The 19,422-nt window shown below is 68.7% G+C and carries 16 protein-coding genes and 1 pseudogene; 9 read left to right on the top strand and 8 right to left on the bottom strand.

Going from position 1 to position 19,422, the window contains the following annotated elements:
- Window positions 1-371: NADPH-dependent F420 reductase (locus tag ACFYO2_RS46245; RefSeq protein WP_388362606.1), on the bottom strand; the 371-nt coding region annotated here is incomplete at its 3' end.
- A 352-nt stretch (window positions 372-723) separates the two neighbouring features.
- On the opposite strand from ACFYO2_RS46245, the gene efeO reads away from it, so the two are divergent.
- The 4 genes from efeO to ACFYO2_RS46225 all read left to right on the top strand — a co-directional run bounded on the left by efeO (window position 724) and on the right by ACFYO2_RS46225 (window position 3,184).
- Window positions 724-1,872 (top strand): iron uptake system protein EfeO, encoded by a 1,149-nt coding sequence (gene efeO, locus ACFYO2_RS46240; RefSeq protein WP_388362604.1) that lies wholly within the window; start codon window positions 724-726, stop codon window positions 1,870-1,872.
- Window positions 1,873-1,892: 20 nt separating this feature from the next.
- Window positions 1,893-2,129, top strand: coding sequence for a hypothetical protein (locus tag ACFYO2_RS46235; RefSeq protein WP_388362602.1), 237 nt, complete (start codon window positions 1,893-1,895; stop codon window positions 2,127-2,129).
- Window positions 2,130-2,256: 127 nt separating this feature from the next.
- Window positions 2,257-2,769, top strand: coding sequence for a hypothetical protein (locus tag ACFYO2_RS46230; protein ID WP_388362599.1), 513 nt, complete (start codon window positions 2,257-2,259; stop codon window positions 2,767-2,769).
- 19 nt (window positions 2,770-2,788) lie between these two features.
- Window positions 2,789-3,184: a hypothetical protein gene (locus ACFYO2_RS46225; protein WP_388362596.1), complete on the top strand. Its 396-nt coding sequence runs from the start codon at window positions 2,789-2,791 to the stop codon at window positions 3,182-3,184.
- An 81-nt stretch (window positions 3,185-3,265) separates the two neighbouring features.
- On the opposite strand, the gene ACFYO2_RS46220 is transcribed toward ACFYO2_RS46225, so the two are convergent.
- Both ACFYO2_RS46220 and ACFYO2_RS46215 read right to left on the bottom strand, forming a co-directional pair.
- Window positions 3,266-4,651 carry an MFS transporter gene (locus ACFYO2_RS46220; protein WP_388362593.1) on the bottom strand — a complete coding sequence of 462 codons (1,386 nt, stop codon included), beginning with the start codon at window positions 4,649-4,651 and terminating at the stop codon, window positions 3,266-3,268.
- A gap of 768 nt (window positions 4,652-5,419) precedes the next feature.
- A complete protein-coding gene (locus ACFYO2_RS46215; protein WP_388362616.1) occupies window positions 5,420-6,133 on the bottom strand; it encodes an IclR family transcriptional regulator in 714 nt (237 codons plus the stop codon).
- Between the two features lie 767 nt (window positions 6,134-6,900).
- On the opposite strand from ACFYO2_RS46215, the gene ACFYO2_RS46210 reads away from it, so the two are divergent.
- Both ACFYO2_RS46210 and ACFYO2_RS46205 read left to right on the top strand, forming a co-directional pair.
- Window positions 6,901-7,797 carry an ABC transporter substrate-binding protein gene (locus ACFYO2_RS46210; protein ID WP_388362590.1) on the top strand — a complete coding sequence of 299 codons (897 nt, stop codon included), beginning with the start codon at window positions 6,901-6,903 and terminating at the stop codon, window positions 7,795-7,797.
- A gap of 170 nt (window positions 7,798-7,967) precedes the next feature.
- Window positions 7,968-8,765 carry a GntR family transcriptional regulator gene (locus ACFYO2_RS46205; protein ID WP_388362587.1) on the top strand — a complete coding sequence of 266 codons (798 nt, stop codon included), beginning with the start codon at window positions 7,968-7,970 and terminating at the stop codon, window positions 8,763-8,765.
- Window positions 8,766-9,094: 329 nt separating this feature from the next.
- Here the strand turns inward: ACFYO2_RS46205 and ACFYO2_RS46200 are convergent.
- Together ACFYO2_RS46200 and ACFYO2_RS46195 are read right to left on the bottom strand one after the other, a co-directional pair.
- Window positions 9,095-10,282: pseudogene (locus ACFYO2_RS46200) on the bottom strand (RNA-guided endonuclease InsQ/TnpB family protein).
- Window positions 10,283-10,745: 463 nt separating this feature from the next.
- Complete coding sequence (locus tag ACFYO2_RS46195; RefSeq protein WP_388362584.1) at window positions 10,746-11,660, bottom strand: VOC family protein; 915 nt, start codon at window positions 11,658-11,660, stop codon at window positions 10,746-10,748.
- 638 nt (window positions 11,661-12,298) lie between these two features.
- On the opposite strand from ACFYO2_RS46195, the gene ACFYO2_RS46190 reads away from it, so the two are divergent.
- On the top strand, window positions 12,299-13,195 hold the full coding sequence (locus ACFYO2_RS46190; protein WP_388362581.1) for a fumarylacetoacetate hydrolase family protein: 897 nt from the start codon (window positions 12,299-12,301) through the stop codon (window positions 13,193-13,195).
- The gene (locus ACFYO2_RS46185; RefSeq protein WP_388362578.1) at window positions 13,192-14,307 is read left to right on the top strand and encodes an alcohol dehydrogenase catalytic domain-containing protein; all 1,116 of its coding nucleotides are present in this window, start codon (window positions 13,192-13,194) and stop codon (window positions 14,305-14,307) included. Before ACFYO2_RS46190 ends, ACFYO2_RS46185 begins: the two co-directional genes overlap by 4 nt.
- 287 nt (window positions 14,308-14,594) lie before the next feature.
- Here the strand turns inward: ACFYO2_RS46185 and ACFYO2_RS46180 are convergent, their stop codons facing one another.
- From ACFYO2_RS46180 to ACFYO2_RS46170, 3 genes are all read right to left on the bottom strand, one after another.
- The gene (locus ACFYO2_RS46180; RefSeq protein ID WP_388362575.1) at window positions 14,595-15,125 is read right to left on the bottom strand and encodes a cupin domain-containing protein; all 531 of its coding nucleotides are present in this window, start codon (window positions 15,123-15,125) and stop codon (window positions 14,595-14,597) included.
- Window positions 15,126-15,212: 87 nt separating this feature from the next.
- The gene (locus ACFYO2_RS46175; protein WP_388362572.1) at window positions 15,213-16,277 is read right to left on the bottom strand and encodes a phosphotransferase family protein; all 1,065 of its coding nucleotides are present in this window, start codon (window positions 16,275-16,277) and stop codon (window positions 15,213-15,215) included.
- Complete coding sequence (locus ACFYO2_RS46170) at window positions 16,277-17,278, bottom strand: C-terminal binding protein (RefSeq protein ID WP_388362569.1); 1,002 nt, start codon at window positions 17,276-17,278, stop codon at window positions 16,277-16,279. Before ACFYO2_RS46170 ends, ACFYO2_RS46175 begins: the two co-directional genes overlap by 1 nt.
- 743 nt (window positions 17,279-18,021) lie before the next feature.
- Between ACFYO2_RS46170 and ACFYO2_RS46165 the strand changes: the two genes are divergently transcribed.
- Window positions 18,022-19,290, top strand: coding sequence for an MFS transporter (locus tag ACFYO2_RS46165; protein WP_388362566.1), 1,269 nt, complete (start codon window positions 18,022-18,024; stop codon window positions 19,288-19,290).
- Window positions 19,291-19,422 lie beyond the last annotated feature (132 nt).

Below are 19,422 nucleotides of genomic sequence, written 5' to 3'. Positions count from 1 at the left end.
GCACAAGTGATATCGCGGCGCTCCGCGCCGCGACCACGAGGATGCGATTCCTCCCAGGGCTGAAGCCCTGGGGTTCCTCGCAAGAATCCGCTGAAGCCCTGCTCGACCGGGTTGGAGCAGTCGAGCAGCACTTTGCCGTCCAGGGCCGTGTGCAGTCCCCGTACCACGCTTACTCCCGCCCCGAAGGGCAGAGCGGCCAGCACCACTTGGCCGGACTCGGCCGCCGCACGCAGACTGGCAGGCTTCGCGCTGCCTCCGATGCGCGTCGCGAGCCGCTCCGCCTTGTGTGTGTCCCGTCCCCCGATGGTCACCTGGTGCCCGGCCCGCACCCAGTGGGTGGCGAGCGCGTCGGCCATGTTGAGAGTGGCCATGTTCCCCCTGGCCAACGGCACGGCTGATTGGCGTTGGTGATCGCCCCAGGGCGGGTGGCCCCGGCGGGCGCCGGGTCTCTGTTGCGCTTCCAGGATGCGGAACAGGAGCAGGCCGGGCCAGCCCAGGTCGGCACCCTCGAGGTCGGCCCCTCGATGAGGAATCCGCACCGTCCGGCAGGCACGGGCCGCCGCCGGCCTCGACACCACAGGCCTGATCATCCCTACCTGCCAGTACGTCGAAATCGAGACACAGGGAAGCCATAGATTTTTAGCCAAGCCTCAGCTAACTTAGCCGAGGCTTATTTAGGTGTGCCTTACCTTCCCTCGTCTTCCTCTGCAGCTTGGAGTCACCATGCGAGCCGTCCGTGTCCCCGCCGCCTTGGCTGCCGCGGCAGCCCTTGCCGCCGTCTCGGGTTGTACCGAGAAGAGCGGTGGCGACGCCAAAGGGTCCGACGCCATCGTGGTGACCGCCTCGGACACCGCGTGCGAGGTGTCGAAGAAGGAGTTCCCGGCCGGTCATGTCCAGCTCGCCGTCGAGAACAAGGGCTCCAAGGTCACCGAGGTCTACCTCCTCTTCCCCGACGACCGGATCGTGACCGAGCGCGAGAACATCGGCCCCGGCACCAAGGCGGACATCGCGGCCGAAGTGAAGGCAGGTGACTACGAGATCGCCTGCAAGCCCGGCATGAAGGGCGACGGCATCCGCCAGAAGGTCAAGGCGACCGGCGGTGGCGCGGTGGCCAAGCGCTCCCCGGAGATGGACAAGGCGGTCGCCGAGTACCGCAAGTACGTGCAGCAGCAGGCCGACGAGACCCTGCCGAAGGTCACGGTGTTCACGGACGCGGTGCGCGACGGCGACATCGAGGCCGCGAAGAAGGCGTACGCCAACTCGCGTATCGGCTGGGAACGCACCGAGCCGGTCGCCGAATCGTTCGGCGACATCGACCCGAAGGTCGACCTGCGCGAGGACGGCGTGGCCGATCTGGCCAAGGGTCAGCAGTGGACCGGCTGGCACCGCCTGGAGAAGGCGCTGTGGCAGGACAGGAAGCTCGGTGACGCGGAGAAGAAGCTCGCCGACACCCTCGATGAGGACCTGGCGGACTGGGTGAAGCGGGTCGGCAAGGCCGAGATCACCCCGACCTCGATGGCCAACGGCGCCAAGGAGCTCCTGGACGAGGTGGCCACCGGCAAGGTCACCGGGGAGGAGGAACGTTACTCCCACACCGACCTCGTCGACTTCAAGGCCAACGTGGAGGGCGCGCAGAAGTCCTTCGAGCTGCTCAAGCCCGTCGCCTCGAAGAACGACCCCCCGCTGGTCACCGAGCTCGACAGGCAGTTCGCCGCGCTGAACACACTGCTCGACAAGTACCGCACGGACAGGAACAGCTACGTCTTCACCTCGTACGAGAAGGTCGGCAAGGAACAGCGCAAGGAACTGTCGGACGGCGTCAACGCGCTCGCCGAGCCGCTGTCCAAGCTCGCCGCCGCAGTGGTGAAGTAGAAGGCCGGGGAGACACGACGATGTCCGAGATATCCGAAGACACCGCCGACAACACTGTCGAAACCGCTGCCGACACGACGGCCGCACCGCCCCGGCGCAAGCTCCTGGGCTGGGGAAGTGCCGGGCTCGCGCTCGGCGCCGCCGCGGCCGGCGGTGCGATGGCTGCGGCCCGCCTCGCACCCGGCCGCGTAGCGCCGGCTCCCGCGGTGACGCCCCACACCCCGGAGCCCGAGTCCACCGCCACGCCCACGGCCTGACTGCCCGACCCCGGTTCCGAACGCGATCTCACGCGGCGAATCTCTCTCCCCCCACGCCACGGAGCGTGCTCCGCCCTGACCTTCACCGCGCCGTACAGCGCACATCACCAAAGGAAACACTGCTGTGTTGACCTCCGGTCAATTCTTCTTCATGCTCCACCTCACCCTCGGCGTGCTGTTCCTCCACGCCTACGCGGGAGGGATGGCGACCCTTCTGCGGACGTCGCCGACCCCTCTGCAGCGGACGGTACGCACCTGGAGCACGGCCGGTCTCGCGGTCGTGGCCTGGGCGACGGTCATCAGCGGCACCTGGCTGGTCTACCCCGACTACCGGGCCGAGCCGGAGCCGGGAGCAGGTCTCGTCGACTACCCCAAGGCGTCGCTGATGGCCGATCCCGCAACCGAGGTCTGGCACCACTTCGGCATGGAATGGAAGGAACACGTCGGCTGGATCGTGCCGTTCATCGCCACCGCCGTCGCCTACCTGGCCATTCGGCACCGTGACCTCCTGGAGAAGGACAAGCGGGTGCGGCGGGTCACGACCGTGCTGTTCACGCTCGCGTTCCTGATCTCCGTTGTCGCCGCGGGACTCGGCTCCGTCATCAACGCCGTCGCTCCCAACCAGTTCCTCGGCCACTGAGCCACCGAAAGGCATCGCCATGTCAACTCTTGAGAACGAAGAGACCCTCGCCCCCCAGCCGGTCGAGGAGGCACAGCAGGCCGCGTCCGACGCCGACGGCGCGGTCCCCGGTTCTGCAGCGGCGGCGCTCCTTGCCTGCGGTGTCGCCAGCACCGTGCTGGGCGCCGCCGTGGTGGCCTCGGACGCCAACCTGGCCGCCAAGGAGTGGTTCACCCTGCACGAAGGCGTCGGGCCGCTCGCGGGAAAGACCACGCTCGCGACCGTGGCCTACCTCCTCAGCTGGCTCGTCCTGCACGTGGCACTGCGCCGCCGCACGGTGCGCGGGCGTACAACGGTGATTGCCACGGCGGCACTGGTCACCGTCGGCCTGCTGTTCACGTTCCCGCCGATCTACCAGATCTGGGCGATTGAGTAACGAGAGAGCACGCGACCAGGGCCTTGCCGGAATGCCCCGCGGACGTTGAGGATCTGCCCGAGCGTCACCTCGGTGCGTGGCTCATGTCTGCTCCGCGAGGGGACGCGCGATCCCGCCCTCACCCCCGTGCCCTGGCCGAGCTTCCGCTTCCGTGGCGCGGGGAACCAACCCGATCAGGACGGCTCCGACGATGCCGGGCACGGCGAGTGCGTAGAAGTTCCACTGGAAGGCCAGCCCGGCCCCGATGATGAGTCCGAGCAGCGGCGGGGCGAGCATCGAGCCGAGGCGGCCGAAGCCCAGCATCCAGCCCAACGCAGTGGCACTTATGCGGACCGGATAGTGCTTGGAGACATAGGCGAGGACGAACGTCTGCGTTCCCATCGCCCCGACCCCGCCCAGTGCGACGGCCGCGTACAGGACCGCCGTGGGCAACCGCAGGCTGAGCAGTATCACGGCGACACTGGACACGAGGAACGTCGTGGTGATGATCGGCTTGGAGCCGAGCCGGTCGGCCGCCAGGGAGATGCCGAGCGTGCCGACAACAGCTCCGAGGTTGAACACGAGAAGGAAGCCGAGCGAGGAGCCTGCGGAGTGACCGGCGCGCCGCATGATCTCCGGGAGCCAGGTGTTGAAGCCGTAGATCATGAACAGGCACAGGCACGTCATCAGCAGGAAGCACAGAGTCGCTACGAGGTAGCTGCGCGAGAACAGGGCCCGCACCGGCGACATGCTGTCCGACTCGGTTCCGGACCGGCCTGGCTCGGACGCCGGGACGGCCTTGTGCTCATCATCCAAGGTGATGTTCCAGCGATCGGCGGTTTTCTCCGCCTCGGCGTGCCGCCCTCGCGCCTGGAGGAAGGCGATCGACTCGGGCAGGAACTTGTAGGCCAGCGGCACGACCAGGAGAAGCGGCAAGAGGCCGAGCAGGAACATCGCCTGCCAACCGAACCGTGGGATCATGAAGATCCCAGTGAGGGCGGCGATGATGCCACCGACGGGGAAGCCGCTGAAGAGGATCGCGAAGACCAGGTTGCGTGATTTGGGGTGCGAGTACTCACCGCTGAGTGCGCTGGCGGTCGGAAGCACTCCGCCGAGACCGAGGCCGGCGAGGAACCGGAAGAGGCCGAAGACCTCCGGAGAGGTGGCCGTCGCGCACAGGCCCGTCATCACCGAGAACCAGGCCAGGCAGCAGAGCAGCATCTTGCGTCGGCCCAGTCGGTCGGTGAGCGTGCCGACCGTCGTAGCTCCGATGAGCATCCCGACCAGGGCGAATGAACCGATCAGGCCGGCACCGGCGGGCGTCAGGCCCCACCCGGGTTCGTGGAGAAGGGACGGAATCACCGCGCCGTAGATGACTACGTCATAGCCATCGGAAACAACGGTGATGCCACAGATCGCGAGGACGAGCAGTGTCACCGGAGACCAGGTGGCGTCGCCACGACTTCCTCTGTGACTTTTTTCGTGCATGGCAGTTCCTCTCACATGGCTTTGCTTTTCGGTGAGGGTTTTTCGCTTCGGGTGCGGCTTGCGGACGCCCTTACGTGGCGGCATCCGCCGGTGTCACCCGCACGTGCGGAGGGGTTCATGCCCGCCCAGATCAGCGGGTTCGACTCCTGCGAGTGGGCCGCCGGGGTGACCGGGCGCCTTGGCTCACGCGAGGACGGCGGCTCTCCTCGCTCATCCTGTGTCCCTTCCGAGGGCTCAGAACCGCGGCTGCTGACTCCTGACTGCGTCGTCCGCGACCCGTCTCGCACCGCTAAGTGTGCACACTATAACGAGGCTGTAAAGGGTTGAGTACAGGAAACGTGCGTGACGAGGATCCAGAAAATCGATCACCACTGCCTCCGCGCCTTGCGTGGGCGGCCTCGGCGGAGCCTCGCGTTCGACAGGAGCATGTGAGCGGCTGACCAGCCAGTCCCCGACTCCTGGGTGGTAGGTGGGCACCGCGCAATCGCCGCACGTCGCAAGGGTCAGCCGCAGATCGGCAACCAACTCGCGCAGGGCATGAGGCGTGGGCAATGGCGCCGCCCACGCCTGCGGCCGCGCCTTGGCTGCGGTACTCATGGCGATCTTGTGGTCGGGAGTCCTAAGACAACGCGATCCCAGCTGGGCGGAGTTGCGGCGTCGCCTCTGACAGGTGAGCAGCACCTTCACAGTCACCGTGAGTGTATGCATATTGAGGCTGAGGCAAGGACCCCGGGAATTTCGGCGTGGCCGGGTGCACCGGCGAGCACCTCACGTCCCGTCGCCGGATCCCAGGCCTCGGGAGATACCGCGGCCGGCCAGCACGACCGCGGGCACGAGCAGATGGGTTCGGGCGTCGGCGCCCACCACGGACAGAGCCGCGACCAGGCGGCCTTTCGAGTCGGTGACCGGCGCCGCCACCGAGTAGGCGTCCGGGCTCATCTCCTCGCGCACGACGGCGGCACCGGTCCGTCGGCATTCCGCCAACACCACACGCAGTGCGGCTGGGTCGGTGACGGTCATGGGCGTGAAGCGGGCGAGGCCGTCCCGTACGACCTCGGTGAACAGTTCCTCACCGGCGTGGGCCAGCAGTACCTGGCCCACGGCGGACGCGTGCAGGGGCAGCCGTCCGCCGACCCCGGAGACCACCGGAACCGCTCCGGTCGCGGAAATCCTTTCGACGACGAGGGCGTCGGTGCCGTCGAGGACCGCCAGTTGCACGTGTTGCCGGGTGGCGGCATGCAGGTCTTCCATCACGGGCATCGCCCGGACGCGCAGCGGCAGTGCACGGGGATTGAGGGTGCCCAGCTCCCACAGGCGCAGGCCGATGACATAGGCGCCGCTCGCGACGCGTTCCAAGGCTCCCCACGCCGTCAGTTCTCCGACCAGCCGATGGGCGGTGGCGTGGCGGAGACCCGTGAGCCGGCACAGCTGGGCGAGTGTCAGCTCCGGGTGTTCCGGCGCGAACGCGCCCAGGATCGCCAGGGCACGCGAGGTGACCGTGCGGCCAGGGTCGCTGCTGTTGGCCGTTTCCGCCTCCTCTCACCGCGGTGACGGGATGCTCGCCCGCCCCTCCCCCTGGCCCGCCGACGTACGTGCGTGCAGAAAGATGTCCATTCACCGGACATCGTACTGACCGTCGTGGGAAGGGTGCCCCAATCTCTCTCCCAGGCCTTGAGGCCCTCATGGGATGGGCGAGACGTAGGCGGCGGACGAGAGCGGAGCTTCGGACAGAGTCGCCGGGTTCTGCCGACCGACGGGCCCGAGATGCGTACGCGCAGTCCTACACGATGACGAACCGGGCGCGGCCTCTGGCCGGACCGAGGGAGTCGCCGCTGCCGCTCGCCGGCGATCGGTCCCGTCCCGCTCAAGGATGAGAGGAGTCAGGGCATGCCCGGCAGCGCCCCTACGACGAGGGGCGAAGTGGCCGGCCGGATCGAGCGCTCCGGGCGATCCTCACTGACCCGCTTCGCCGGCACACCCCAGTGCACTTCAGCAGGTAGTCGCTGCGGCGTCGTGCCCGCACACGAACCGACCCGCGACACGGGCGACGCGAGCCGACTGCCCCTCGCTGCGACAGCGGCGGGCACCAACGAGCACTGGTCCCCCTGTATGTCCCCTGCGACGAGGGAACCGCGCTTCTCACTCCGGTTTCCTCTCTCACTTACCTACGCGAAGGAACGGTCCCCATGCCAAATGCGCGAACTTCTGTCGATCGTCGAAGTGTCGACAGGGAGGCGTCCGGTCCAGCCATGTTCCCCGCGCTGAACGCGCTCCGGGAGCCCGGCGAGACCATCCGACGGCTGACCGTGGGCGTCTTCCCCGGTGCCGGGGGCGTCCATCTGTACCACGCGCTCGACTGCGGGTACTTCCAGCAAGCCGGACTGGAGGTGAACCTTGTCGAGGTCGTCTCCTCCGACCAGCAGATGACCGGCTGGAACGACGGCGACTACGACATCATGCACACCTCTCCCGACCACCTGCTGAGAGGAATCCTGCAACGGGACCCGGTGGCCGTTCGGGCCGAGGGCATCGGGGAACTCGCCGTTCACCGGCGTCCCGGCGCGCCGTCGCCAACGGACCGGTGGGCCGTCGACAACGCGCAGAGCGCCTTCGCGTTCGTTCTTCGTGCCGTACTCGCCGACGTCGCCGACTGCCCCGTCACCGACAGCCAACTCGTCCCTGTCGGCGGGACCTTGCAAAGGTTTCAAGCCCTGCCGCCAGGCGCCGTCGACGGAACCACACTCCATCCGCCCTTCGACGTCCTGGCCACTGAGAAGGGATTCCCGCGTCTCGGCGGCCACCTTGAGGTCGCACCCGATCTCATCACCAACGTGGTGGTCACTCCGCGCGCCACGGGCACCACTTGGCATACCCGTGCCTACCTCGAGGTCTGCCGCGTGAGCAGTGCGGAACTACTGACCTCCGGGGCGGGGGCCATCGAGGCGGCTCTCGTACGGCACGGTCTGCCGACGGCCGCCGCCCGGGCCGCGGTCACCGGCCTCCTCGGGCCCGCCGGCCTGTCCACCTCCCCCGACGTGTCCCTGCGCGGCATGGAAGCGGTAGCCGACCTCCGCCGCCGCTTCAGTCCTGGTTGGCAGCCCTCCTGCCCGATCCGGTCCCTGATCGGTTCCGGCCAGGAGGGCTGAAACGCAGGGACCGGAGTCGATCAGTACGGCCGATCCACGCTCCATGGGTGCAGGTGAGTGGATACAGTGACAAGCCTGTCGGACCAGATCGCTTGTGGGTCGCTGCACCACGGCCACCCTTTGCGTCCCTTCGCTCCCTGAACCTGCATACACCTGGGTAGACTCCTGGCATGGACAGGCGAAGCGACATGCCCAAGGAACGGTCGCCGGAGAACGGAGGCGACACACAGGTCACCTCCGAGCCGCCGAGCGGAACACCCGGGCAGGCCGCGGGCGGACGTCGACTGGCACTCGACGTTCACGGACGGCTGCGGGACATGATCCTCAGCGGCGATCTGCCTCCGGGGTCGGCGCTGCTCCAGGCCGAGATGGCGCGGAAGCTGGGCGTCAGCCGCACGCCGATGCGTGAGGCGTTCCGGCTGCTCCAGGAAGAAGGGCTCATCGACGCACAGCCCGACCAGCGAGCCAGGGTGCGGGCAGCGGATCCCGAGGACCTCGACGGCGTCTACGGGGCTCGCATCATGCTCGAAACGCTCGCCGTGAGCATGACGGCCAAGTCGCTCACGGCTGAGGACCTCGAGGGCATGGCCGAAGCGTTGAAGCGCATGCAGGAGCTGGCGGGCAACGACCAGTTGGACGAGTGGCACGCCGCGCACAAGGAGTTCCACCGCGTCGCGACTCAGGCTGTGGGGCCGCAGTTGCAGCGCATGATCGCGTCGCTCAGCGAGCATGCCGAGCGCTACATCCGACTGGCCCAGCTGGGCGTACCCAGCTCATGGGCCCGGGCCCACACAGATCACGAAGCGCTGTTGGAGGCGCTGCGGCTGAATGATCCGGAAGAAGCGGCACGCGTGATCGCCCGGCACCTCGCGCGTACCGCGTTGAATGTCCTGGCTGACCTGGCACCGGAGTATGAACCGGCGGCCACGCGGACGGCGCTGGGGATCGCGGGCAACGGTCACTCCTGACGATGCCGGCCGACTGACGATGGCACCGCCACGCCGTCGGGCCGGTGGCCGCCGCGGTCTGCATCTCCCGCGGCTGAGAGGCGCGCTGAGCACTGAGAGGCGCTTCGCTGTTCCGGTATGAGGCCCGTGGAGATCAGGGATTCGCCCCGTCGCAAAGGGTGATCGCGACCGGGCCGGCATGTCGATGAGGGGCGCGTGCCACGACTCATGTGGGGTCCCGCTGGGCTGCCACCAGCCCATGCAGTCAACTTGGCCCGGCCCTGAAGGGCCGGGCTTGGAGGTAGTGCCCAGCTGGCTGCTGGGGTGGACTCCTCCGTCCAGACACCCCGTTATGGGGTGGCAGGGACGCGTGACTCACGCCCCGCATTCCACACGCTCTCGCCGCGGGTGGCGATGTTGTGGGAAGCATTCCGGTCGGCGTGGGCAACGACCCCGCACCCCCGGCAGATGAAAAGCCCCTGGTCGACACGGTTGCGTTTGTCGACGTGGCCGCACTCGGCACACGTCTGCGACGTGTACGCGGGATCAACGAAGACCAGGGGTACACCGGCCCGCTTGGCCTTGTAGACGATGAAGTCTCCGAGCTGGGCGAACGCCCAGGAATGGAGTGCGACCCTCCCCCACTGCCTTAAGGGCGTGGGAGGTACCCCCAGGCTTGCGGAGCCGTACCCGGTTGCGGATGCCCCCCAGTTCTTCGAGGGACAGGCCGCGCCCGGTGCGTTCAGCCTCGGTCACGATCGTCTTGGAGATGATGTGGTTGGTGTTCGCGGCGTGCCGCGCTTCCTTGCGGGCACGTGCCTTGAGCCGCCGCTTGGCGCTCTTGGTGCGCTTCTTCTGGAGCTTGGCACGCAGGGCAAGCTGTCGCTTGCGGTACCGGTTGAGCCCCCGCCCGGCGGCGAGGTAGCCGGTGGAGGCGGTGGCGATGTTCTCGATGCCGAGTCCACGCCGATGAAGCCGTCCGGCTCGTACTGCCCGGCCTCGGGCACGTCACAGGTGGCGACGAGGTAGAACACGCCGTCGCGCTCGATCAGGTCGGATTCGCCCTGCCGGTGCGCCTGGAGCATCTTGAGCGCGTCGGCGGAGCACACGAACGGCACGTTCTTGACCCGGCCGTCCACGGTCCAGATGGACACGGTCCGCTGGTCGTACTGCCAGCTCAGGCACCGGTCGTCATACGGCTGGGCGGCCTCGGGGCGAAAGGTGATCGGCTTGGACTCGGCCTTGCGGCGACGCTTAGATCCTTCCGTGCCGAGGTTCCCGGCTCGGATGTTGGCCTTGAGCGTGGTGTACGAGTCGCGCACCTTCTTGATGACGTGTTGCGCGGCCTGCGCTCCCAGCCCCCGCGCTTTGAGTTCGGCGTAGGTGTGCTTGCGCAGCTCGTACTCACGCGGCACGCCGTGCTCGAAGGCCACCTCCGATACCCAGTTCGCGGCGTCATTGACCGTGCGCAGGGTGCGCTCAAGCACGGATGCCCGCACGGCATCCGGTGTGAGTTTGACCTGCGTCACGATCTTCACGGGCGTGATCGTAAGCCGCCACCGCCATCAACATCATCAGACTCGACGCCTGGCTCAACGAGACACCCCTCGGCGGAACCCGCACCTCACGCCTCGCCCGACTCCAATTCACCGCCTGACAGCAGGATCACACCAGCGGTTTACGCATTTCCCAACGGAGTCATGAACGCCTGGGGTTCCGCGCTAGATCACGCTGAACGCCGGTGCTCGGGAAACCGCTCGCAGGCATCCGCGCATCCCCGACCCGTCACTCCCACTCCGTTCCCATCCAAGGAGCGGCGGGTGTCCGTGGCGCACGCGGTGGCGTCGGCGAGGGCGGGAAACGGAAGGGGCGCAAGGCGACCTCTCGGAGCCCTCTCCCTACCGGCCTCACCGGTCGACGCCCCGGTCCCGCCGCTTCGACCTGTTGGGGTCGAGGCCGGTGGTGGGCTCCGGGGCGTTGGTGTGGCTGCGTCGAGGACGGTCAGGCGGGCTCTTCCTCCTGGTTGGTGATGAAGTCGGCCGGCACCTCGGGGGACCACACGGCGGCCGGGCAGTCCCAGTCAGTGGGCTTCCAGTCCTCGGTGATGCGGTCCATGTCACCGGAGTACTCGATCCAGCTGCCCCAGGGGTCCTGAATGTAGTGGAAGAGGTTCGAGCCGAGGGTGTGGCGGCCCAGTCCCCAGCCCTTCGTGTAGCCCGCCGCCGCCATGTTCTGCGCTCCCATGGCGATCTGGTCGATGTCGGCCACCATCCAGCTGGAGTGGTGCAGCCCGGGGTGCGCCGCCGGGACGAATCCGAAGACGTGGTGGTCGCCGGGCCCCGAGTTCATGAAGGTGGCGATGCCGGTGATGCGGTCCGACAGGCGCAGGCCAAGGGCACGGGTGTAGAAGGCCTCGGAGGCGTCCAGATCGGAGCTGAAGATCAGCATGTGCCCGAGCCGCTGAGGGCGGGGCTTCTCGGTCGCGGTAAGCCAGCGGGCCTGGTCGATCCGGCGCACCCGGTCGCCGATGTTGGCATCCTGTGCGTCCGTCGTGCCGAATGCGCGCCAGGGAGCAATGCCCTCGTCGCGAAGGTTGACCAGGTTGCCCTCGTGATCGCGGAACCACAGCCCGCCGGGGACGTCGGCCGGCGCGTCGAGCAGCTTCACGCCCAGGCCCTCCAGATGCCGCTGCCACTCGTGCAGGGAGTCCGGCTCCACCGCGAAGGCGACGTGGTGCAGCCGCTTGGTCGGCCCGTCCATCAGCACCGTCTGGTCCTGCTCCCGGCCGTCGCAACGGATCACCAGCGCGTTGCCTCGCTCAGCCGTCTCCAGTCCGAATGCGTTGTAGAAGCTCGCGCCCGTATCCAGCGAGGGCACCTGGAGTCCGTAGTGCAGAAGGCCTTTGACACGCAACATGCGCTCTCCTCAGTTTCCTGACCCATGTCTCCACGAGTCCCCTAAGTGTGTACACCTATAACGATGTACGTCCAGGCATCCCGGGAACCTTTTCCGACGCGAAGCCGCCGATCATGTCCTTCGCTTCCTGGCATCGCATTTCCGGCCCAGGTGCCAAGTCCTCGATCACAGGAAGCACCGCAGAGGCGAGATGACCGCCATGAGTCGTACGACATGATGCGGCTTTCCCAGCCGCGACTGCGGCGAAGGGGTCGCAGTGCTCCTGCACTCCGCCGCGCGGAGTCTCCTCGGCGCAGGCCCCGCCGTGACGCCCGGAGGTAGCGCTCGCCGCACTGCGCGTACGAGGCGATGGTACGTCGACAGCGGGCGCGCACGGGTGAGCAAAGTCCGGCGGAAGGCGCGGTGAGTCCTGCACCAGGCCGCGTAGCCCCCGCCTGCGTCGCAGGTGCGAGACGACGCGCCGAGGCAGGCACCCAACCCGCCGCCCCCGTCGACCGGACCGCCCATGACCCCCGACTGATCGATGGAATCCAACCCCTCTCGCCACCCGAACGCCTTCCACAGCCCACCCTTCCCATCGCCATGTGTATGCACTATGGTCCTGCTGCTAGTAACAGAGCCGCCTGTCGGAGGAACTCATGACACCGCCTGAATGGGCCTTGGTTCAGTACCGGGTCGACGACTCGGAGAAAGTCGCCGTCGGTGTGAGCACCAACGGGACCGTGGTCCAAGGGCCACCGGGAACCGAAGGCCTCACGCTGATGGAAGTGCTGGGCCGATGGGACGCGTTGGCACCACAGTTGCGCGACTGGACCCCTGCCGGGTCGGACACCGTTGCCGGTGCCCGACTCGCTCCGCCGCTGACGTATCCGGGCAAGGTGCTCTGCGCGGGCGCCAACTACTGGGACCACATCGCCGAGATGGGCTGCGAACGCCCCGCTGAGCCGGCTGACCCGTTCTTCTTCCTCAAGCCGTCGACGACGAGCGTGACGGGGCCAGGGGACCAGGTGCCGCTGCCTGCCCACCCGGGCTCCCGCGTCGACTGGGAAGCCGAACTGGCCGTCGTCGTCGGCCGAGGCGGCCGCAATCTGACGCCCGAGCAGGCCATGGACCACGTGGCCGGCTACCTCGCGGCGAACGACATCTCGGCCCGGGACCGGATCAAGGCCGCCAACCCGGTCGCCGATCCGTTCGCCTTCGACTGGCTCGCGCACAAGGGCCAGGACGGCTTCTGCCCGCTCGGTCCCGGCATGGTGCCCGCCTGGCAGATCCCCGACCCGCAGAACCTGCGGATACGGTTGAGTGTCAACGGCGTGCTGAAGCAGGATTCGTCCACCGCGCAGATGATGGTGAAGATCCCCGAGGTGATCGCGGCGGCCAGCCGCCTGACCCGACTGGAGCCCGGTGATGTCATCCTCACCGGCACACCCGCCGGCGTCGGTCTCCCCCGCGGAGAGTTCCTCGCCGCCGGGGACCGAGTAGTCGTCGAAATCGAGGGCATCGGCCTCCTGGAGAACACGGTGGTGGCGACATGAGCAGCACTTCGGCCGCTTCTGAACTGGGCTGGCCGGAACCGCTGGCGGTTCCGGCGACCATGCGAGCCATGCTGTTCCGCCGGTTCGGACCCCCCGACGTCCTGGAACAGGCCGCGATCGACACGCCCCGCCCCGGCCCCGGCGAGGTCCTCGTGCAGGTCGCCGCGGTCGGTATCGGCCGGCTGCTCGATCTCACGGCACGGGCGGGCAACCACCCCTACGCCACCATCACGCCGCCCCACGTCCTGGGCGCGGACCATTCCGGCGTCGTCGCGGCGCTGGGAGAGGGGGTGGAGTCCGTCCGAGTCGGGGACCGCGTGGCCGTGTTGCCCGGCGTCTCGTGCGGTCACTGCGAACTTTGCGAGGAAGGCCGCGAGGAAGTCTGCGAGGAACTGGTCGTCATAGGCACGCACCGCCCAGGCGCTTACGCGGAGTACTGTGCGGTGCCCGCTCGCAACGTCCACAAGGTGCCGGAGGGCATTCCGGCCGCGATGGCGGCCTCGCTGGCGCTCCTCGGCGCGGTGGCCGCCAACCAGCTGACCCAGGCGGGGCTTCGCCGGGGGCACTGGGTCCTCATCCAGGGCGCCGCCTCCGCGCTCGGCGCCACCACGGGCGCCTTCGCCCAGCACCTCGGCGCAAGGATCATCGCCACTTCCCGCTCGCCGGAGAAACGCCAGGCTCTGGCCGCAACGGGTGCCGACGTCGTGCTCGACGGCACCGCCCCGGACTTTGTGGAGCGGGTGCGCGAGGTCACCGGCGGCCACGGCGTCGACATCGCCGTCGACAACCTCGGTGACCCGGCCATCTGGGACGCCACGATCGGCACCCTGGCCCGCGGCGGCACCGTGGTCACCTCCGGCGCCTTCCTCGGTGGCCAGGTCAAGATAGACCTGCGGAGGGTGTATTCCGACTGCTACCGCATCATCGGCGTACGAACCGGGAACTCGGCCTCGGTCAAGGAACTGTGGACGCAGGTGGAGCACGGATTCCGTGCCGTCCTCGACCGCACGTTCCCCATCGCTCGTGCTGCTGACGCCCACCGCTACATGGAGGACGACAACAACATCGGGCGGGTGGCACTGACTCTGGAACCGGCAGACTGGGGCGCCTGAAAAAAACCGCTCCCGGCGGATTACGGATAACAGGATCCTGCCTCGGATACAGGAGGATCCCAGTGCAGTGCGCAGTGACATGGGAAGGGCGCCGGTTCGGGCGTCGCCGCCGGTGCAGTGGCGGTGACTCCCTTCGGTCGCTCCCCGCCGACGATGAGCGGACTCCGAGAACAAGGCCATCGGCCGTCACACTGCACGGAGTGAGAGCCACAGGGCTCCGCATGACGGCAGACCTGTCTCCCCGACGGCGGAAAACGGACCCCGGGGACCGCGAACCGACTGCCGCGTCAGCCGTCGCGTTCCGCGCCGACGAGGACGAAGGCCATCGTGACCGGTCGGTCGCTGCGGTTGCGCCAGCCGTGGCGGGTGCCGTTCTGGATCACGATGTCCCCTGCCGAGAGATGGGTGCACCGGCCGTCGTCGAGTTCGAGGACGATCTCGCCCTGCAGCACGATGCCGTAGTCCACGGTCGGCGTGGTGTGCATGCCGTCGGGCTCCATGAGGTCCGCGATGCCGGGCGAGTCGGCCCGCTGCTCCCGGTCGAAGGCGACGGGGTCGAACGCCGGGTCGGCCATCGCGGTGTCCGGCGGGAAGGTCAGCACGATGAACCGCGTTCCGCCCGGCACCGGCAGCAGGCTGGTGACCTTCGGCGTGGGGTCTTCCCCGGTCCGGCCGACCGGTTCGCCGGGTTTGGTGGCCCAGGGCAGGCGGGACACCCAACCCGGCAGGCTGGTGAACTCCCGGCTGCGCGGGACGGGACCGTCGCTGACGACGACCGACCTGCCGTTCTGGTCATGGCCGGTGACGACTCTGCGCATGTGTCTCTCCTCAATCCCGTCGGTCTGGTGTGATCCGCAAGGGCCGCCGGACCCAGTCGAAACGGTTGGGTCAGTCGGGTCAGTCGGTCAGTCGGGGCGGCCGTTGCCGCGCCCGGTCGAGGGCCCGAGCTCGGTCGCCCAGGCGTCCAGGACGTCCGCCGTCGTGGGGGCGGGCGCCCGCAGCAGGGCCGATGCCACCGTGCGTACGAACAACCGGTGCCGGTCGTCCGTGAGGTACTCCACCGGGGACTTGCCGTCCACCCGGGCGAGCAGCAGTGCCGGCAGCAGTGAAGCGGCTCGTGCCTCAAGGGCCGGCAGAGGCTCCCAGTCGACGCACCGGACGTACTCCTCGGCGAGCACCCGGGCGGACCGCAGGAGATCGGCGCGGCGCTCGGGTACGACCAGGCTCTTGAGGAGCAGATGGTTGACGCAGAAGGCGAGGTCGAACGCCGGGTCTCCGTACCAGGCGCACTCGGCGTCCAGCAGCACGGGCCCGGACGGTCCGACGAGGATGTTCTTGGGACTGACGTCACCGTGCACCAGGGCCAGGCGGGTGGTGGCCGTGCGGTCGGCGAGGCCTTGAAGGATGTCGCTCAGACCGGGGTGGGCGGCAGCGGTGGCCAGCAGGTAGGGCTCGATGCGCAGCGCGTGGAAGTTGTCGTCGGTGGCGAAGTCCGCGGCGAGGGCGGCGTCGCCGGCGCTCGCCGCGTGCAGGGTGCCGAGCAGTTCTCCGACGGCCGCCGCGGTCGCCGGCCGTACCTCGCCACGCAGCAACTGCGCCTTCCAGATGGGGTAGTGCTCGGGCGGCAGGAACGCCATCGCAAAGAGGCCCGCTTCGGGGTCGTGGGCCAGCAGTTCGGGCACGCTGTCCGGGCGGTGCCGGGACGCGAACCGCATCCACGCCCATTCGTAGGCGTTGCGCGACACTGGTGCCTGCCAGTCGGCGGCGACCTTCAACTTGGCCAGGGCGCGTTTGACGCAGAGGGAACGTCCCGGCAGGTCCACTTGCCACAGGTCGGACGAGACACCGCCGGCCAGCGGCGTCCAGCGTGCGGCTTCGTCGGCTCCGGCGAGCTCGTGGGCGGTCAGGAAGTCGGCCAGCGCGGTGTCGTGCACGGGGCCCTGGCCCACCTGCGCGGAGGTGGGGCTCATCACCGGTCACCCGACCCGGTGGTCGGACCGAGAGGGCTGTTGCACGGGTGGGCCGGTGTCTCGCCCGCCAGGATCCGTACGACCTCCTCGGCGGCGCGGCGGCGCAGTTCCGTGACCGAGGTGTCGGAGGAGAAGGCGATGTGCGGGGTGAGGAGCGCTCCCGGCTGATCCAGCAGTCCGGCGGGGACGTGCGGTTCGGTCTCAAGGACGTCGAAGGCGGCTCCGTCCAGGTGTCCGCTGTCCAGCGCCTTGACGACCGCGTCGGTGTCCACCAGGCCGCCCCGGCTGACATTGACCAGCAGGCCGCCCGGTGACATCAGCTCCAGCTGCTCGGCGCCGATGATGTGGTGCGTCGCCGGCGTGAGCGGCACGTGGAGGATCACCACGTCGCTGCGGCGCAGCAGCTCCTCCAGGCCCACCATCTCCACTCCGGCGGAGTCCTTCGGCGGATACGGGTCGTGGGCCAGGATCCGGCAGCCGAACGCGCCGAGCTTGCGCACGGTGGCGCGTCCGATCCGCCCGTATCCGACGACGCCGCAGGTCAGCGTCGACAGCCGACGCAGCCGGGCGCCGGCGGGATCCCAGCGGCCCGCGCGGACCTGTCGGTCGGACACGGCCAGGCCCCGCGTCCAGGCCAGCACCATGCCCACAGCGTGGTCGGAGACTTCCTCGACGCAGTAGTCCGGCACGTTGGTGACCCACACGCCGCGCTCGGTGGCGGTGTCCACGGCGATGTTGTCGAGCCCGACTCCGAGCCTGGCCACGATCCGCAGATCCGGCGACGTGTCGATCGCGGTGGCGGAGACGGGGGCCCAGCAGGTCAGGATCCCGGCGGGCCGGTGCCGGGTCACCAGTTCCTCGATCGCCTCGATGGAGGCGGGATCGGCGGGGCCGGTCACCAGGGTGTGGCCCGCCTCCTCGATGACCGATCGCTCGACGGAGTCGTCGGGCCAGGCGTAGTCGGTGAGCAGCACGGTGCCTGGGCGGCTCGGTGGTTTCATGGCAGGTCGTCCTCGCATAATCGTGCGGCCGCAGCGGACGGCCGGGTGTCACGCCCGGTCGCATCCGATGAGCGGGTCTGATCGCCACCCGGAAGGACGGCCGTCGGCATGTCCGGTTGGGCCGTCGGCCGCCACGGGTGGAGGGGAGGGGGTCGCTGGGCTCGGGTCGGTGTCGCCGGCGCGCGCCGACTTGTGGTCGGTGCGGGCGCCGCAGGATGCCCCTGGAACGGGTCACGAGGTGTCGGGGCACGTCGAATCACTTTGTCACAGCCACGTGATGCTAACGATAGCATTCAGGGTCTTCGACACGTCAAGGGTGCGATGCGTACCCGATCGCCGGCCTCTCTGCAGCATGGCCCGTTCGGCGCCGAGGACCCCGGCCATCAGGGGAAATCGAGAAACGCCGAAGAAATCCGGCGTTCACATCTTGACGCGCAAGAGACTTCCCCTTCATGGTTCTGCCAGCGCCGACCGTGTGACCGACAAAGTGTCCGCACGGGGTCCGGCTGTCGAAGACGCCATAGCCACGGACGTCCCCGACGGGCGATATACGGCTGAATTCCGCATGCGGTGTCCGACCGCGCGGCAGCCCGTCGCCCTCATTCCGCCAGTCCACGACAGCATTGCCGTCGTCGACTCGAGTCCGTGTTCAGCTCACCGCTTCTCGTCATCGCCCGTACGACCCCGTACCGGCGATGGATCCGCCGCGGCCTGCCGTGGCCCATTCCTCCTCAGGAGCCGCTATGACTCACGCAGCGCAAGTCGACACCAGCGCGGTGCCCGCGAGCGACACGCAGGAAAAGAGCCGGGCCCCCCTTTCCCGCCCCATGATCGGGGTGGGCTTCCTGCTCGTGGTCCTCTCCTACATGGTCAACGCGATGGACCGCCAGGTCTTTCCTCCCCTGCTGCCCAACATCCGTGCGGAGTACGGGTTCTCCCTGGAGCAGGGCGGGTTGCTGGCGACGAACTTCACCCTCGGTATGGCCCTGGCCGGCCTGCCCGCGGGCTATCTCCTGGACCGCTTCCGCCGCAAGACCGTGCTGCTGGTCAGCATCGTGATCTACTCCCTGGGCACCATGGCCACGCCGCTGGCCACCGGTTTCGCCGACATGACCCTGTACCGGGTCGTCTCCGGCTTCGGCGAGGGCATGCAGTCCGCCGCCATCTTCGCGGCCATCGGCGCCTTCTTCGCCCACCGGCGCGGCCTCGCCTTCGGCATCATCGGCATGGGCTACTCCATCGGCGTGTTCATCGCCCCGCTCATCGGCGTCGAGCTCATGAGCGCGCACGGCACCTGGCACTCGCCCTTCTACCTGTTCGGCACGGCCGGGCTGCTGATCGCCGCCGCCGCCCTGTTCCTCGTGAAATCCGGTCTGACCGAGCACTCCACCGAGAAGGTCGTCTCGACCAGGACCTTCGAGTACATGCCGGCCTCCGCCTACAACCGCAACACCATCGCTCTGGCCGTTCACTCGGTCATCAGCGGTGTGGCGATCTACGGGTTCCTCGGTCTCTACCCGACGTTCCTCATCACCTCGCTGCACTACACCTCCGGGCAGGCCGCACTGGCCATGAGCTTCCTCGGTTTCGGCGGCATGACGGCCGTGTTCGGCGGCTGGCTCGGCGACCGCTTCAACCAGCGCAACCTGCTGATCCTGAGCCTGCTGGCCGTCTCCGCCATCAGCGTGTGCATCTACGAGACGCACGCCGGGGTCGGCACGCAGTGCGTGTTCGCCTTCCTCATGGGCGCCTTCGGCCTGGGCTTCATCTATCCCAACACCAACAGCGCCATACAGCGGGCCGTCCGTCCCGCGCACATCGGACGCGCCTCCGGACTCTTCGTCACCAGCTACTACGGACCGGCGGCCTTCTCGGGCCTGCTCTTCGCCGCCCTGGTGGACTCGTTCGGCTGGGACGCGGCCGGGCTGCTGCAGGTCACGGCACTGCCCCTGGCGGGCGCCCTGGCCCTGACCTTCGTCCGCCCCTCGAAGTTCAACAACGCGGTCCGCTAGCGAGCCGGCCCGCCCGCCATCTGCCGCCGTGGGGGGGGGGGGGGGCGGCGGCGCGGGGGCCAACGGGGGCCGGGCGCGCCCGGCAACGGGGGGCACCCCCCGCCGCCCCCGGGGGGGCCGGGCCGCGCGGCG

Source organism: Streptomyces sp. NPDC006602, from assembly GCF_042870385.1.
Taxonomy (GTDB): Bacteria; Actinomycetota; Actinomycetes; order Streptomycetales; family Streptomycetaceae; genus Streptomyces.
This window is presented reverse-complemented; position numbering and strand designations above follow the sequence as displayed.

What these genes read in the sequence shown, in the direction of transcription:
- efeO (WP_388362604.1), top strand. Translation starts at nt 724, where the DNA reads ATGCGAGCCGTCCGTGTCCCCGCCGCCTTGGCTGCCGCGGCAGCCCTT.
- ACFYO2_RS46235 (WP_388362602.1), top strand. Translation starts at nt 1,893, where the DNA reads ATGTCCGAGATATCCGAAGACACCGCCGACAACACTGTCGAAACCGCT.
- ACFYO2_RS46225 (WP_388362596.1), top strand. Translation starts at nt 2,789, where the DNA reads ATGTCAACTCTTGAGAACGAAGAGACCCTCGCCCCCCAGCCGGTCGAG.
- ACFYO2_RS46220 (WP_388362593.1), bottom strand. Translation starts at nt 4,651, where the DNA reads ATGCACGAAAAAAGTCACAGAGGAAGTCGTGGCGACGCCACCTGGTCT.
- ACFYO2_RS46210 (WP_388362590.1), top strand. Translation starts at nt 6,901, where the DNA reads ATGTTCCCCGCGCTGAACGCGCTCCGGGAGCCCGGCGAGACCATCCGA.
- ACFYO2_RS46205 (WP_388362587.1), top strand. Translation starts at nt 7,968, where the DNA reads ATGGACAGGCGAAGCGACATGCCCAAGGAACGGTCGCCGGAGAACGGA.
- ACFYO2_RS46195 (WP_388362584.1), bottom strand. Translation starts at nt 11,660, where the DNA reads ATGTTGCGTGTCAAAGGCCTTCTGCACTACGGACTCCAGGTGCCCTCG.
- ACFYO2_RS46190 (WP_388362581.1), top strand. Translation starts at nt 12,299, where the DNA reads ATGACACCGCCTGAATGGGCCTTGGTTCAGTACCGGGTCGACGACTCG.
- ACFYO2_RS46185 (WP_388362578.1), top strand. Translation starts at nt 13,192, where the DNA reads ATGAGCAGCACTTCGGCCGCTTCTGAACTGGGCTGGCCGGAACCGCTG.
- ACFYO2_RS46180 (WP_388362575.1), bottom strand. Translation starts at nt 15,125, where the DNA reads ATGCGCAGAGTCGTCACCGGCCATGACCAGAACGGCAGGTCGGTCGTC.
- ACFYO2_RS46175 (WP_388362572.1), bottom strand. Translation starts at nt 16,277, where the DNA reads ATGAGCCCCACCTCCGCGCAGGTGGGCCAGGGCCCCGTGCACGACACC.
- ACFYO2_RS46170 (WP_388362569.1), bottom strand. Translation starts at nt 17,278, where the DNA reads ATGAAACCACCGAGCCGCCCAGGCACCGTGCTGCTCACCGACTACGCC.
- ACFYO2_RS46165 (WP_388362566.1), top strand. Translation starts at nt 18,022, where the DNA reads ATGACTCACGCAGCGCAAGTCGACACCAGCGCGGTGCCCGCGAGCGAC.